Here is a 13,970-nt window from a genome sequence, read left to right as displayed (position 1 = left end):
CAGGCGCCTACAAGCGCGCCAACTCAACGCCCAGCAGCGGGAGCTGCTAGGGAAAACACTGCTGGCTCGGCGTCGTGCGTTGGCAGCTTCATTAACTCAATCGCGTGGAGGCCGGCGTAGGGCAAGTAGCTCGTTATGCGCAGCCACTGACTAGGCTCGATACAGCACCAAATCGACGAATTGGAACAATCACCAGATTTAAAGACGTTAATAAATGGGAAATACAGCAGAGAACATGACACCCAAACTTAGCTCTCGGCTATTAACAAGTTGTCGGAGTAATACCGAATATGTGGAGGGGGAAACGTCTGGAAATTGGCCGGGCCCAGACGGTTTCTCTCTCGTCTCAAGTGTCTGATTTGCGGCAAATTTCAGACCAAAGTACTTGGTGTCCCCTGACTACGTGGCGAACCTCAACCATTGAGCCCTGGCGCCCTGCCGATCATCTGGCATGCGCGGCACCTGCAGCTGCCGGTTCCACGCCTGCGGTATCTCTTCCATCTTTATCAAGGGAAGCGTCGCCACCACGCTGGTGACGCCACGGCGAGGCACGCTAAAAAAGATACATCGTCACCCGATCATCGACATTGGCGAGCTGCGTTGGCGGCTTAAAGCTCAGTATCCTGCGCGCACCGTTGAATCGGTTCTTCCAGTAAGCCAGGTCCAACGCCTCCACGCGCACCTTCGCGCCCGATCGGGGTGCATGGATGAACTTGTTGCCGCCCAAGTAGATACCGACGTGGGAGAATGCACGCCGCAATGTGTTGAAGAACACCAGGTCGCCCGGTTGCAGCTGGTCGATGTCAACTTTCTTTCCCACCTGACTGATCCCGGCCGCGGTGCGCGGCAGCTCCTGTGCTGCCGTGTCGTGGAAGACGTAGTCCACCAAGCCGCTGCAGTCAAAGCCACGCCGCGGAGACATGCCTCCGAAGCGGTATTTGCTTCCAACTAGCGCGAGAGCGCGCGCCGTGACCTCATACGTCGGCCCGCTCATGTCAGCGGCAGGTTGGTCAGTGCCGGCCTCGGAGGAGGACAGATCGGCACTGTGCGCGCTGCCGACCAGACAGCAGACAAGGAGAAAAGTGACGCAACGCATGGGTATTCCCGGGATGCTCTGATGGTTCGTAAATCTTGGAAGTATTGGAGCGTAGTGGAAACCGAGTTATTGCGTCAAAACCAATAAAGTAAGGATTTGTTTCCATGCATGAAACGGCCGACGTACGGCAGAAACTGACCGGGTCTGACGGCCAACGTTCGTCGATGTCGGTTCGATGCGTTAGGCATTCACCCATTCCCTCGTCGGCTGGTGTTGCGCGGCGCGGCGCGGCCCCAACCGGGGATTCCGACCTGCGCCAAGCTCAGGGCATTTCTTTCTTTTGAAAGGCGGTTCATCAGTTTACTGAGGAACATTCCGCTATTGGCCTCGCCCGAACGAATACTCCGTCTTCCCGAATGACAGCTTGAAGTTCACTTTCTGTCGTTCGAATTTCGGATGTGAACTACCGGGCCCGACCCAAGGCTGTCTTTCGGCAAGTCAAAAAGCGGTCGTTCAACGTCCGCTTAATGGGCGTACGGTTTCGTCCCTGTTCAATTGCGAGCTACGCGGCATCATGCTGTCGAATCTCCGCAAGGATCTCGCCTGTGCTGTGTCTGATGTACCGGACATACAATGGAGGATTCGTGTATTCAATCTCGATTTGCTCGTCAGGCGACAAGGTGGCTAATCGTTCGACGAGCTTTCTTGTCGCCTGAACCACTGTGGGGGACGGCCTTGTAATCCCGTCCTCTTGCATGGACCGGCGCACTTTCATTATGCTCAAAAGTGATTTGACGTCCGTACCCATCCTGACACCTAACGAATAGAAATTATCTGTCGCCCCAGTAGCGCAAGCCAAGCGGCGCAGTCGAGGCGACAGATAAACGCCGTTGGACTGAACCGCGATCTCTGGCGTTGGTTACGGGGATTGTATGCCATGCAAGTGTTGGTTTGGCAAGGAAGCTAGATGCCGCTTGGCTGCTTCTACCGTTTGATCCATCTTCCGACCAACACTCCTTGAGTGCCTCGGCCCGTCCTGACTGGTTCCGGTTGGTATTTGGCGGCCTTGGATGGCCAATATCTTGGCGCGACCTGGCCGCGCTAATACGACGACGGATGAAGCAGATCCTCGATCGTGCATTGCTTCACGAAATGCGCGCCCAGTATGCGGTAGGCTTCGACGAGCCGATCGGCTACGCTGTTGGTCGCCGCGGCCATCTCCGTTCTTATTGTTGCGTTCGTTAAATCAAAGATTTGAAGCTGCACCAACTCTTTCTCATCAAGGTCTGGCAGCCGGTCGGTCGGATGCGCATCCATGAGCAACGCGGTTCGTTCAAGGCCGGTGCCGTCGGGTGAGATTCTGCCGGCGCAGTAGCGTTCATGAAATTCGAGATACCACGCGCTTTTGGCTTGGAAATGCGCACGGAAGCAATGCATGACCCGTCTGTCCGCAACCGACACGAGTGCGAAGCTTTGCATATGCCGTAGGAGGTCGACGACAGCCTTCAGGCACGTGGTGAGGTGCTTGAAACAAGTGTTCGCAGACTCGATCTGTCGATTGCGCACATCGCGCCTGTCGTGCGCAAAGCCGCCCGACAGCCACTGTGCCGCCTCTCTGATAAGCGCGATCAGGTCGTCGGTCTGCAGATAGAGCCGGTAGTACGTAGGCCAATGCTTCACCACGACGTCCGGGGCGGCAAAGATGTCGCGCATGAGCGCCTGGATATCCAATACTTCGCGAAACAGTTGTGCGGGCGACGTGGATGTGTTCACAAAAAATCCTTTCAGGAACGGGTGCGTCTGGCATGCGCGGGCGCGGGATAAGCTGCGCGCGCGGCATTGTTTACGGCGCGGCTGTTTTCTCTCGCGCCGCGTAACACTTCACGATGTAGGCAAACTCGGCCTCGAGCTGTGCGTCATCCATGTGCAATGGCGTGCACGGTCCAAGCATGACACTGCCCGGAGAAATCACTTCGGCGTTCTCCGTGCATTCCAGTGCGTCAGGCACGTCGCCATGTTTGGCGGTGAAACAATTTTCTACGTTTGACATCATCATGCTCCTGTCATTGGGAGGGGCGTGCGCTGGCGCGCATCCGGTGCGGCTAGACGCTTCTGGGCTGTGGCTATTGTCCGTCGCCGAAATGGCAATGGCGGCTGCGAAGCAGCAGCTCGTATTCCTGGCCATACTTGTTCTTCCATTCCTGACGCTGCCGTTTGCGTTCCGCATCGGGTAGTTCCCAAAAGCGTCCGTTGTTTTCCGGGTGCAGCATCTGCAGGCGCAGAATCTCACGGTCCAGCCGCCGCCGGATTGCAAACTCACTGGCGCTGAAGATGCCAAGCTGGTCGTCGTAAGTGCCGTAGATGCGCGATGACAGACGGATCAGCCCGGCCAGCACCGCGAGGGTCAACGGTTCGCCCCAGATCGCGTTGGCGTGGCCGCGCTGGCCATACCAGCTGTCGTCGGCCCAGAGCATGGTCGTGAGCGGCCAGTAGTCCAGTATCGGCAGGGGGACAACATGCGCGTGAATGAACAGCAGCACGCCGAAAATGATGGCGTAGGCACCGACGCAACAGGAGAGAAAGCGGATATACCAGAACGGCCCCTGAATCGTGTTCTTGTTTTCGATTGCTTTTTTCCGGTTCGCATACACGCCCCAGAACACAAGCAGAATGCACACGAACGTGGCGGCAATCTGGAACAGCGTGAAATAAAAGCGCCAAATGCGAAAAAGCCATGCCAGCGGGTGCAGGTCGTCGCGCTTGTCGTCATGCATGGTCGTTCCTCCCTCGAAAGTCATTGTGGACAACGAGGGGAGGATACGGGCGATTGGCGTCAATTCATGACGCGAAGTTAAGTGTCGAGGTATCCCTGATTCAGCATTGCCAGGCGACCGGACGGTTGCACGCGAATTTGCCAGAACTGCAGTCGCTCCAGTTCGCCGGCCAGCGCGAGTGCTGCGCTATACCCGAGGCAGAACTGGCGCTGCAGCAGTGACACAGGCTTGTACACCACGGGGATCTTCTGCTCGTACCGCCGCTGGATAAACGCAATGGCCTCGCGCACACGCACTGCACCGGCGCCGGATGCGTCGGCCGCCAGCACGAGCTCAGGCGCGGAGGTGCAAGGAGTAGCCAACATCGGCAACGTGCACGCGATCGCGCTCGCCAGGACGGCCTGTCGCCGCTTGCGGTCAATACGGCCGCCTGCATTCGCACAGGAATCGGCGCATGAGACGGCCTTGTCGGCGCTATGCGTTGGGGTCTTCATCGGGTTCTCCTTTCGCATCAGGGGGAATAAAGCTCGTTGTCGGGTTCGGATGCGGATACGGTCTGGGCAGTCTGCCGAGCTCGCGCTTGTCGCGTGCGCCGTCGACGGTATGGACAGGCAGGATCTGAACCGCATCCGGCCGCAGCGGTGGCGTCGGATCGGCTGACAGCCGCGCCCAGGTCGAACCACCGTGGGCGGACTCGCATAGCAGCAGCCATTTCGCTGCAGCCAGGCGGTTCATCCATTGTGCCAGCGGATCGAACAGCTGTGCTCGCCAGAGTGACTCCCGGCTCGCGTAACGGTTACGTTCGTCTTCCGGGCAGAACGGGCATACATAGTGGTTGGCCTGGCGTCGAGGCACGCAGTCAAGCCACAGGAGCACATCCCAGAGCTCGGCGTTACGTTGCACCTGCACGCACAAGTCGCGGGTGACAGTGATACCAATGGCGGTCGTGATGCTCTTTAACCGGCAGGTGATCGTGCTGTTCGTGCGGCGCACGACCACCAGCGGGAAGGGCAGTGTCGCGTTGTATTCGCGCATCCATTGCAGGAAAGCGCGTTGAATACGACGCCGCGGCAGGCGCCGGACAAGCCTCGTGCGCACCTCCGACATGAATGTGCCCCCCTGACCGGCCGCTCGGCGCTGTCAGGCGGTGGGGAGCGCCGCCCAGACCAGCGCTTCGGCATGGGCGAACAACACCATTTCGACCGTGTAAATCTGCACGTCGATGTCGCGTACTTCCGCGCGCAGGCGGGTCGTCGTTTTGCGGCAAAGGTCGAGGTAGTCGCTGTAGAAGGACGGCGAGATGGCCGGCCAGTGGTGTTCGTCCGCCCACTGTTTGAGCATCGGGTTTCTGCTGGCGATCAGCGTATTCCGACTAAGCAATAACGGGAAGCGCACCGGGTGTGCGACGCGGTCGCGGATCTGCAGCGCGCTGAGTGCGGCGCCGACGCGTGCATCGTAGATAGCGTGCTTGCGCGGATCCCGGACGGTCAGCGCCTTCGACCAGCTGGCGATACCGCTCTTTCCAAGCGCGATGTTCTCGGCGTCCGTGTTACCAAAATACATCTGTAGCTTGTCCGGGCTATTGGTACGCACGCCGCCCCACACGGCAATGTAATAGTGTTCCAGATCGCGGCGCCGGCTGGCGTCGCCGGCCTGCCAGTCAGCGCTCAGCGCGTTCTTAAGCGCCACGTTTTGCTCGTAGTCGTTGCCGTGGGTTTTTGCTATGCCGGCCGGAACCTTGTCCCAATTAATCTTCCAGTCGTACCAACCGGTTCCGGTGGCAAGCTTCGCTTTACAAAAGTCGAATAGGGCGTTTTCCAGCATCATGATGCGTTCCTGTTGATTGTTGTGATTTCCGGGCGCCCGACCACACGTTGTGTCGCCGGCTCGGGGCACAGCGAACATCCAAATTGCCCGGCAATGCCCGGGCGCACGCGCTGATCCAGTGCCGCGTCCTTCCGTCCGGTCAGTCCGGCGGCAAGAGTAACGGTTGTCAAGAAGCAATAAGCTCTGCATCTTAACAAGCCGACGGTGGACCGAACAGGACTGCCGACGGATGGGCGATTTGGACGGTAGCGTATCCGCGCACGATTCGCGTTAAGGTTTTACTGTACGGTAATGGTATAGTCGGTTGACGACAATATACGACGTGTAAATCATGGCAAAAGGTCAACCAGAACGGGGCAGCGACGGCGTCGCGCCGAAGCGCGCGGGAAAAAAGGACAGTGAAAAAACGCTCGGACGCCGCATGAAGCTCCTCAGCCTGCTGCCGGTTGAAAAACGCGGCCGCAAAGGGGTGAGCGCGGCCGAGCTGCGCGACTTGCTCGCCGCCAGCGACTACGCGGCGAGCACCCGGACCATCGAGCGCGACCTGGCGGCAATGTCCTCGGATGAGCGCATCTGGAAAGACCTCGGCATCGCGCTGGTCGCGTACGCCGACGATGAAGACGGCCGGCTAACACTGTGGTATCACGCGCCGAAAAGCAAAGCGCTGCTGTTTCACGCGATGTCGGAAGAGGACGCCTCGATGCTGGCGCTGCTTGACCAGGAGCTCAAGCATCTGTTGCCGCCGTCGGCCGCGCAATCCTTCCTGCATTACCTCGACCGGGCCAGGGACGTGTTGTCTCGTCCGGGCCGCCGGGGATCGACACGCTTCAAGGATCGCATCCGCGTCATTCCCGAGGGGCCGCGCCGCATTCCGCCGGAAATCGATCTTGCACATATTCACGAGATCAGCGATGCGCTGTTCCACGAAGAACAGGTCGACATGGTCTATCGGGCCGCGAAGAACGACACGGTCCGCACCTATCGGCTGCATCCGATAGGTTTGCTGCGCCAGGGCATGTTCTACTACCTGGTGGCGGTAAAAGACGAGCTTGTCGCGTGCGATCCGCAACCGGTGCAGACTTTTCGGGTCGACCGCATCGATACGATCGCGCGCCGCCGGCACGACCCGGTGTCGCCGCTGCTACCCGCACTGGACGACGCGATCGCGCGGGGCGTCAGCGAAGTGTCCGACGGCGAGATGCTCGCCTTAAAACTCCATGTCCGCCATGGCGAGGAAACCCGGTGGATCCGCAATCGCTTCACCGAAGCGCCGCTGGCGGCCGACCAAACCATCAGCGACCGACCGGATGGGTCGTTTGACGTCGCCGCAACGGTGCGCAACAGCCGCTTGTTGCTAAATTTACTGCAGAGCGTCGCGCACTATGTGGACGTGATCGAGCCGCCTGCGCTCCGGGAGAAGCTTGACGGATTTCTCGACCAGGCCGTCGCACTGCGCCGCAACAGGCGCTAGCGAAACGGCCAGGCGGCATCGGAGAACGCGGCGCGCATTCGCTACCAGTGCAGCTCGTTTGTGATTTTCGTCAGCGCTTCGAGCGCACCCATTTCCAGGCCGACGCTGTCGGCGCCATGCACTGTCGCGTCGGTCGGATTGATACGGATCATTGGCACCCGCATCGCTTGTCCCTTGCGGCGAATGGTAGGCAGGTCGATGCCGGCGCCGAGTTCGATGACAATCATGCGCTGGACCTGTTTGTGCCACAGATCAAACCGAAACTGTTGGGCATCGGCGCGCGATGAAAGCCATGCCCAGTCGTTGAACATCAGGATATTCGGCCGCGCCAGGCGCCGGCAGCGCGCGCAAAGCGGCAGCGGAGAGCGTAACAGGCAGTCGGTTTCGTCCACGTCGATGACGAGCTTGTCCGCCGGCCATACCTGCGTGGAGCAGGTATGCAGGCACTGCAGGTAATGGATCGAGCCGTGGCATTCGACCACGCGGGCGGCGTCGAAACCGGCTTTCTGAAACTGCCCATCCACGTTGCTGGTATAGACAAATGCGCCGTGCGGGAGCCGTCCGGCCAGGCCGAGCAGCATCCGGAACCCCGCGTGAGGCACCGTATCCCGGTACAGCTGCAGGCGGTGTCCGTAAAACCCCCATGCAAGGCGAGGGTTTGCGGTGAACGTGGCGGGATTGGCCATCGATTCGAAGCTCAGTCCCTGGCGGCCGAGTGCCGGATAGGCGCGCCAGAAACCGCGATTGCCCCGGAAATCGGGCAGCCCGGAATCGACACCCATGCCTGCGCCCGCGGTAATCAGCAAGCTGTCCGCCTGTTCAATCAGCCAGGCGGCTTTTTGGATGTCGTTCATTGGCGAGCTCCTTGATCGGTAGGAAAGCCCCGAGTATCGCGGGTGACGGCGTCAATATATGTCGCCGAACCGAAGGGCGCCGCGCCGCGCGTAGCGTGTTGATGTTGGTCAGGCATGGCGGCCGCAGCGGGTGCGGTTGCCGACCTGGCGGGCGTTAGATTGACCGCAGACCTCGCATGTTGTTTCGGACAAGGCCTGAGTGTCGGCGATCGCCGCGTGCATTGTCGGCGAGGTGTGGCGCGTGTAAAAACGCAGGCGGCCCAATTTCTCCTTCACCTGCAGTGCTTCCGGCCAGTCGTCGGATTGGGGCTGTCGCCCCTCCGCGTGCGCGATGTCTTCCAGACGTGAACTGAGCGTGCAGATCAGTGCAAACCATCCGTCCTCGCATTCGAAGCCCTGCGCCATCAACGATGCGCTCGCGGACAGCTCCCTGCCGCGATACAGGCGTGGGAAGCTGTCGAAGAGATGCTGCGTTTTTTCGGGTGACATGACAATGCCAGCGGGGACCGGGGCCAACATTCTACCGCGCCCGGGCCGCTCACCAGGCCGTTGCCTGGCGACGCTGCAGCGCGGCCAACGTCCGTGCTTGTCGCTAGTACGGGTCCACGCCCGGTCCTTGCTCGTCGGGCGGCAGCAGTTCCAGTTCGTCCGCGACTTCGACCTCGCGCGCGGGAGCGCCGATGACTTCGGCCGGACCGGCAAACTCATAGGGGCCGTCGTTGAGGCGGGTAATCGTCACATGGACGCTGTCGAATGCGGCGCTGGTACCGGGTTCTTCAGGCTCCTCGGGCGTGGCTTTCCACAACTCCGAATACAGCTGGTCGCCATCGCCGATGTGGCGGGTGTCGCCTTCGACCAGCTCGAACCGGTCGGCCTCCAAGGTATGCATCTGATCGCCGACGGTCACGTTGATATGGCCGTCAAAACGCTGGTTGCGGGTTTCGTTAAGGAAAAACATATCGGACTCCATAAAAAGCTGCGTCGTTGATCACAGAAACGCCGCGCCGTGACGCCGGAGCGCGGCAAAATGGTCTTTGATGCGGCGCGCCGGCCCTCGGGCCAAGCGCAACATGATGACTTGCCGCTGTTCAGTGGTTGTCTGCGGGCGGGCGGTGGGTGGGCGGCCGGACCTCATCCATCCGTCGCCCTTCCGGTACGGATTCCAGTAATTTAATTTTTCGCAGCAACGCGCCCCCGTACGCGGCGATCATGCGGCCAAGCCGGCCGGCAAGCTCCAAGTCCACCAGCGCGTCGAGCGAGATACCGCTGACGCGAAGTTCGAGCGGCGCCATGAGCGCGACGCCGGTGCGGACGTCGTCGATCAACGGCGCAGTCGGAGCACCATGGCGCACCAGCAGATAAAAGTCTGGGCGTTTGTCGCTGTCGTATAAGTCAACTTTCATGGGTGTCTCCATTGGACGGTGGCAAGGGGTGGATGGCCGCCAAAAAAACGAAAGGGTGTTGGATGCAATCCGCGCGCACAATGAATGGCGTCGCCTCCTTGCTGCGCATGACACCGCGCACGACCGAACGCATCGACGTGCGCCCCGGTCCGGAGGTCGAGCGTCCGTGAGTGAAAAGCACGTAGCGCGCGCCGGCGCGCTGCGCGTTCGCGAGCGCGGCGAGCGTGCGCTCGCGTCCATGTCGAACGTTCTCGTGGAACGCGCCGAACGAGTCGTGCGGGGCAAAATGGTAGTCCACCTCGACCAGGCCAGGCAGGGCCCGGTACTCAATCCAGTTACGGTGCTCGAAGCGGAACTTCATCGGTTTTCTCCCTGCGGGATGGAGCCGCGCGGACGGATCGCCTGCAGGAGGTCGGCAGCGGATTCGCGCTGGATGGCTGCCAGGTCGAACACATCGCCGGCGGCGGCATCGCGCGCCCATTGCCGTGCGCGGCGGGCAATGTCGCAGCCGTAGCCCGACTCGAGCAGTTTTAGGGTCAGCATGCCGAGAGCGGGGACGAGCACGGCAACGCCGAGCGGCAAGCCGGCAGCGGCAGCAAAGGCAAACGCGAGGTGGACCGAGTCCAGAAATGCCAGCGCCACCGTCAAGCAGAGCAAAAAGCCGAGCAGCGCGCAGCGCAAACGAATTTGACAGTAACAGCCGCGTGCCAGGCGGGTGGCTTGCGCGGCGGTGAGGGCTGGATGGTGACGAAGCATAATTGTTCTCCTGTCTGTCGGGGCGCGACGGCTGGCGGCGCCCAAACCGGTTCAGTTATGGCAAGACCGACAACGCGCGCAGGCGGCGAGCGAAGCGCCACATTCCGTATGGCACTGCTTTGTATTCACTGTACACGCCGTCCGTTACGTCGGGAATATCGTGCCAGTTTGTGCCAATTGGCGTAGACTTGGATGGCATGCTCGCGCCGGTACCGGCGCTCGATCGCAGGTATCACCCACAATCAGGAGGGGAGCGGCATGGGCAAACCGATTGCCGATAACGCCAAATTCAGAAGTTCATGCGAGCATGGTTATCCAGAGCTCGCGGACAAGTTGAAAGAATTAAATCCGGATGCGTTCCTAAAACAGCGCAGAGGCGAAGGGTTGCTGAAGACCGATTCGCTCGCAGCCTACTTGAGCGACCTGGATCGCGGCAAGCCAGACTGGTGGGATGCTCACCTCGCGGCGGCCGAGACACTGCGGGGTTTCCTTGGCCTGCCGGACTTGGCGGCGCTTGGCATTCACCGCAAGGATCCGGCCACCTTTTTGTTTCCCGCATTCCCCGCGCTGCCTCCAGTTAACTTTGCCGCGGGAGACGCGCCCTGGGCCATCGGCACGGCGCAGCATGTACAAGGCCCGGGCGCGGGCGAGCAACTGACGCGCTACGGTGTACGGCAGACTCTCGATTGCTGGATGGCCGCCCGTTCGCGCGCCTTTGACGACCGGCCGATGGACTGGCTGCATGTGCCGGACGTGCTGGAGTTTAAGCTGATACTGAATCGGCTGGCCTCCGCTTGGCGGCAGCCACCGCTGCGCTGGGCATCGGTAGCCAAGGGAATGCGGGACGACCAGGCGCTTCTGCAGGATCCGGCGCCGCTGATTATCGAGCTGTCGGCGCCAGCCACCGCATTCGACGTCGACCAGCTCTTCTCATCACGAGGCCATGCACCGCTGTTGGTGGTGGCGCGCCACCCGTTGCCCGACCCGCGGGAAGGGCGGAACTCAGGCGCGCCAGGCTCGCTCGCCGGCCAGGATCCGGTAGGGGGCGAGCTTGCCGCCGAGAGTGAGGCGTGGCTGGCGGAAATGGCCCGTATCGCTGGCGTGTTGGGCCAGATCCGGTACTGGATCTGGCGGCTGGAAGCCGACTGGCGGAATCAGGTGATCGACTGGGCGCTTGCGAGAGTGAAGGGCAGCAGGCCGGTGACCGCGCATGCAATTAAGACGCGCTTGAACGAGATCGATCCTGGCGAGAGCATTTTCACACAGACAAGCGACGTGCTGGAGTTGTGTCATGTGATGCACGTCGGCAACGGAATACCGTGGGACCTGCTCAGGGCGGATGCGGCGTGTAACAGGGATATTGACGGCGGGCCGGACCTCGCGGCCGCGCAGCGCGAAAGAATGCGGCGCGTTCTGGTCGCGCGCTGGGCTGACTTCGATACCCCCTGGGAGTGGCCCGCCGCCCAGGAATGCGTGCCGATCGCTGTCGATGAAGATGACTTGGAGGATGGTCCGGATTCGAAGGGAGCGGCAGCGGCGGACCTCACCCGCGACGACTTTCGCCATCCTCTCATCGCCAAATTGCTCTTCCGCGTCGAACTGCGCAAGATGCTCGTTGCGGGACCGCTGGCGGAGTGGGCGCAAGGCGCTTTCGACGCACAACGGCGCGCGCTGCTCGACAACGCGCTAGAGCAGCTCAGCATCGAAGAGCTCACCACCGTAGCGCAACGCGTTACAGCGGGAATCCGCGCCGATGCCGATCAAACCCTGACGTTGGCGGCAGCCGAGGCACTGTTTGTTGCGGTTGGGCGCCAGATTGCACGGCGCCGCATCGATCCCAACAAGGCGCTTCGGGACGGAGCAGGCGAAGCGTTGGCCGTCCAGTGGAAGGGCGTCGTCGATGTCGTGCTGGCACATCTAGATCACACCAATCCGCGACAACCGGCATGGCCGTGGACACGCGCGGTCGATACACCGGCGACGCGCTTGGAATGGATTTCCGCCTGCTGGGCGTGGAGTTTGACGCCCGCCAGACCTGCGGTGCCTGCCACCGGACTTTTCCCGTGGTGGAGTGGCCTGCCTCGCAAGGAGGCCACATCTGACCTGGACCGGCCAATATGCACTCTGCAGCCGTCGGCGACACCACAGTGGCTGGTTGACTGTCTGGCAGAGAATGAGCGGCAATACACCGGGCAAGCCGCGCCTGTCTGGCGCGACTTCGTCAGCGTGCTGGATCTTTGCCTGGCAGCCAGCAAGGAACTCCCGCCTGACAATCCGACGATGCTGACCTATAGCGCCGCGTGGCTTCGTGCACCCGTCGAGGGAGAGGTACGTGATAGTGCCAGACATTGGGCGAGCATCGTCGGTAAACGCTGGCAGGAACATGCTGTTTTAGCATCGGTGCGGTCGCCGGCGCTGAGCCCCGAGATGCGGCGAGAGGTAGCGTGTCGCTGGTGGCCAAAGCTGGTGGCGCACCAGCAGGGCGACAAGCACGGCGCGCTGAGTCGGTATGGGCAACGGCGGTGGAATTACGTCGCCGAAGGTCGGTCGGAGCTGCTCGATTGGGTAGCGCAGGAAGTGAAGCACACGGCTGCACGCGCTGTCGACGATCTTACGACGGAACAGTGCATTTTTCTCGTGAAGTGTCCCAAGGAACTGCCGGCGTCAATCAAGCGTGCGCTGCTTGCCTGGCTGGCTGCGCGCCCGGACGATGACTACCCGAACCTGAAAGCCGCGGCGGGCCCGCTTCCGAGCTGGTTGCTATTCGAGCACTTCGGTCCGGATGTGGTGGAGGATTTTCCGCTGTTTCTGTCTAGTTCCGCAGGAGGGGAAGCAGCCCGGCTATTGTGGCTCTGGGCGCCCGGGAGCGCGGTGCAGTTGTTGCAGGCAGACGACCCGCCCGAGATCGGCGGCCTGGCGAACCTGCTGCGTAGTTGCCCGTTGGGGTATCTGCGTGTCGCGATCGCGGCGCTGCAGCAGTCGCCGCAGATCCTTGCCGGGCCGGAACGTGTGGCATGGGTGAAGCGCTACCTGCCGTATGCCGGCACTGCCGCGACCGATCTGGTCAAGTTAGTGAAACCAGACGCGACGGCGGCTGCGCTGATCGCGCCTAGCGCTTCGGCGACTTAGCGTTCCTTCGTCTCGTGGTGCAACCGTAGCCAAATGGCGCGCGGAGGCGAGTTAGCCTGATGATTTCGGCAAAATCCAGGGGGGTGAATGGGCGGACCGACTAGTGGGAGACGTTGGCATCCTGACGCAAAAGCATGCACCGATGAATGTCTCCAGCTTGACGTGCGGCGGTGGCAACGAGAAGGTTATCTGACGCCAGGGAAAACCTTTAGCTGGGGATGGATGCGGGATGGCGTGCAAACGGCGTCGATCGACGTGCACTCGGAAGTCGATCGGGTAACCTTGGCCTACCGTTGCCGCAACAAGGGGGCGGATTGGGAAGATGCAGAGTGTTCGGTCCAGCTGGATTGGATGCCATGTACTTATGGCGGTCATCGCGCATGGTTTCGGTGTCCGTCCAAGGGGTGCGGGCGCCGCGCGGCGATTCTGTTTTTCGGTGGCGGTTTCGCATGCCGGCGCTGCTGTCGATTGGCCTATCGCAGCCAGCGGGTAGCGGATTATGACCGGGCCTTGCGGCGGGCCGAAAAAATCCGGGCACGACTTGGCTGGGACCTGGACTTGTTTAACGGCGAGGGTGAGAGAACGAAGTGGATGCGACAGCGAACCTTCGAGCGCTTATGTGCCGAACAAGCAATGTTCGTGAATAAGTCACTTTCCATGATAGTGTCGCAGCTAGGTGTTTCAAACGAGCCCCCGGACTAAATAAATTTTTGGCGCGGC

At 61.2% G+C, this 13,970-nt stretch carries 14 protein-coding genes; 2 read left to right on the top strand and 12 right to left on the bottom strand.

The window, feature by feature from the left end:
* Window positions 1-553: 553 nt before the first annotated feature.
* The 6 genes from TSA66_RS24610 to TSA66_RS24575 all read right to left on the bottom strand — a co-directional run bounded on the left by TSA66_RS24610 (window position 554) and on the right by TSA66_RS24575 (window position 5,637).
* Window positions 554-1,096, bottom strand: a complete 543-nt coding sequence (locus TSA66_RS24610) for a C40 family peptidase (protein ID WP_052452585.1) — start codon at window positions 1,094-1,096, stop codon at window positions 554-556.
* Between the two features lie 1,041 nt (window positions 1,097-2,137).
* Window positions 2,138-2,809, bottom strand: coding sequence for a hypothetical protein (locus TSA66_RS24600; protein ID WP_040041929.1), 672 nt, complete (start codon window positions 2,807-2,809; stop codon window positions 2,138-2,140).
* A gap of 350 nt (window positions 2,810-3,159) precedes the next feature.
* A complete protein-coding gene (locus TSA66_RS24590; protein WP_040041927.1) occupies window positions 3,160-3,810 on the bottom strand; it encodes a hypothetical protein in 651 nt (216 codons plus the stop codon).
* Window positions 3,811-3,887: 77 nt separating this feature from the next.
* On the bottom strand, window positions 3,888-4,304 hold the full coding sequence (locus tag TSA66_RS24585; RefSeq protein ID WP_040041926.1) for a hypothetical protein: 417 nt from the start codon (window positions 4,302-4,304) through the stop codon (window positions 3,888-3,890).
* Window positions 4,285-4,845: a hypothetical protein gene (locus TSA66_RS24580; protein WP_157691786.1), complete on the bottom strand. Its 561-nt coding sequence runs from the start codon at window positions 4,843-4,845 to the stop codon at window positions 4,285-4,287. Before TSA66_RS24580 ends, TSA66_RS24585 begins: the two co-directional genes overlap by 20 nt.
* 105 nt (window positions 4,846-4,950) lie before the next feature.
* Window positions 4,951-5,637 (bottom strand): hypothetical protein, encoded by a 687-nt coding sequence (locus TSA66_RS24575; RefSeq protein ID WP_040041924.1) that lies wholly within the window; start codon window positions 5,635-5,637, stop codon window positions 4,951-4,953.
* 421 nt (window positions 5,638-6,058) lie between these two features.
* On the opposite strand from TSA66_RS24575, the gene TSA66_RS24570 reads away from it, so the two are divergent.
* Entirely contained in the window at window positions 6,059-7,108 is a 1,050-nt protein-coding gene (locus tag TSA66_RS24570) for a helix-turn-helix transcriptional regulator (RefSeq protein WP_198358893.1), read from the top strand.
* Between the two features lie 41 nt (window positions 7,109-7,149).
* Here TSA66_RS24570 and TSA66_RS24565 read toward each other — a convergent pair whose 3' ends face one another.
* The 6 genes from TSA66_RS24565 to TSA66_RS24540 all read right to left on the bottom strand — a co-directional run bounded on the left by TSA66_RS24565 (window position 7,150) and on the right by TSA66_RS24540 (window position 10,121).
* Complete coding sequence (locus TSA66_RS24565) at window positions 7,150-7,962, bottom strand: SIR2 family NAD-dependent protein deacylase (protein WP_040041922.1); 813 nt, start codon at window positions 7,960-7,962, stop codon at window positions 7,150-7,152.
* A gap of 108 nt (window positions 7,963-8,070) precedes the next feature.
* Complete coding sequence (locus tag TSA66_RS24560) at window positions 8,071-8,451, bottom strand: hypothetical protein (RefSeq protein WP_157691785.1); 381 nt, start codon at window positions 8,449-8,451, stop codon at window positions 8,071-8,073.
* A 103-nt stretch (window positions 8,452-8,554) separates the two neighbouring features.
* The gene (locus tag TSA66_RS24555) at window positions 8,555-8,920 is read right to left on the bottom strand and encodes a hypothetical protein (protein ID WP_157691784.1); all 366 of its coding nucleotides are present in this window, start codon (window positions 8,918-8,920) and stop codon (window positions 8,555-8,557) included.
* A gap of 130 nt (window positions 8,921-9,050) precedes the next feature.
* Window positions 9,051-9,365: a hypothetical protein gene (locus TSA66_RS24550; RefSeq protein ID WP_040041919.1), complete on the bottom strand. Its 315-nt coding sequence runs from the start codon at window positions 9,363-9,365 to the stop codon at window positions 9,051-9,053.
* Window positions 9,355-9,726 carry a hypothetical protein gene (locus TSA66_RS24545; RefSeq protein WP_040041918.1) on the bottom strand — a complete coding sequence of 124 codons (372 nt, stop codon included), beginning with the start codon at window positions 9,724-9,726 and terminating at the stop codon, window positions 9,355-9,357. The genes TSA66_RS24550 and TSA66_RS24545 overlap by 11 nt, the downstream gene beginning before the upstream one ends.
* Window positions 9,723-10,121: a hypothetical protein gene (locus TSA66_RS24540; RefSeq protein ID WP_040041917.1), complete on the bottom strand. Its 399-nt coding sequence runs from the start codon at window positions 10,119-10,121 to the stop codon at window positions 9,723-9,725. Before TSA66_RS24540 ends, TSA66_RS24545 begins: the two co-directional genes overlap by 4 nt.
* Before the next feature lie 258 nt (window positions 10,122-10,379).
* Between TSA66_RS24540 and TSA66_RS24535 the strand changes: the two genes are divergently transcribed.
* Window positions 10,380-13,250, top strand: a complete 2,871-nt coding sequence (locus tag TSA66_RS24535; protein WP_040041916.1) for a hypothetical protein — start codon at window positions 10,380-10,382, stop codon at window positions 13,248-13,250.
* Window positions 13,251-13,970: the final 720 nt, after the last annotated feature.

Origin of the sequence: Noviherbaspirillum autotrophicum (assembly GCF_000818395.1) — a bacterium.
Classification (GTDB): Bacteria; Pseudomonadota; Gammaproteobacteria; order Burkholderiales; family Burkholderiaceae_D; genus Noviherbaspirillum; species Noviherbaspirillum autotrophicum.
Note: the sequence above shows the minus strand (reverse complement) of the source record. Positions and strands in the feature narration are given on the sequence as shown.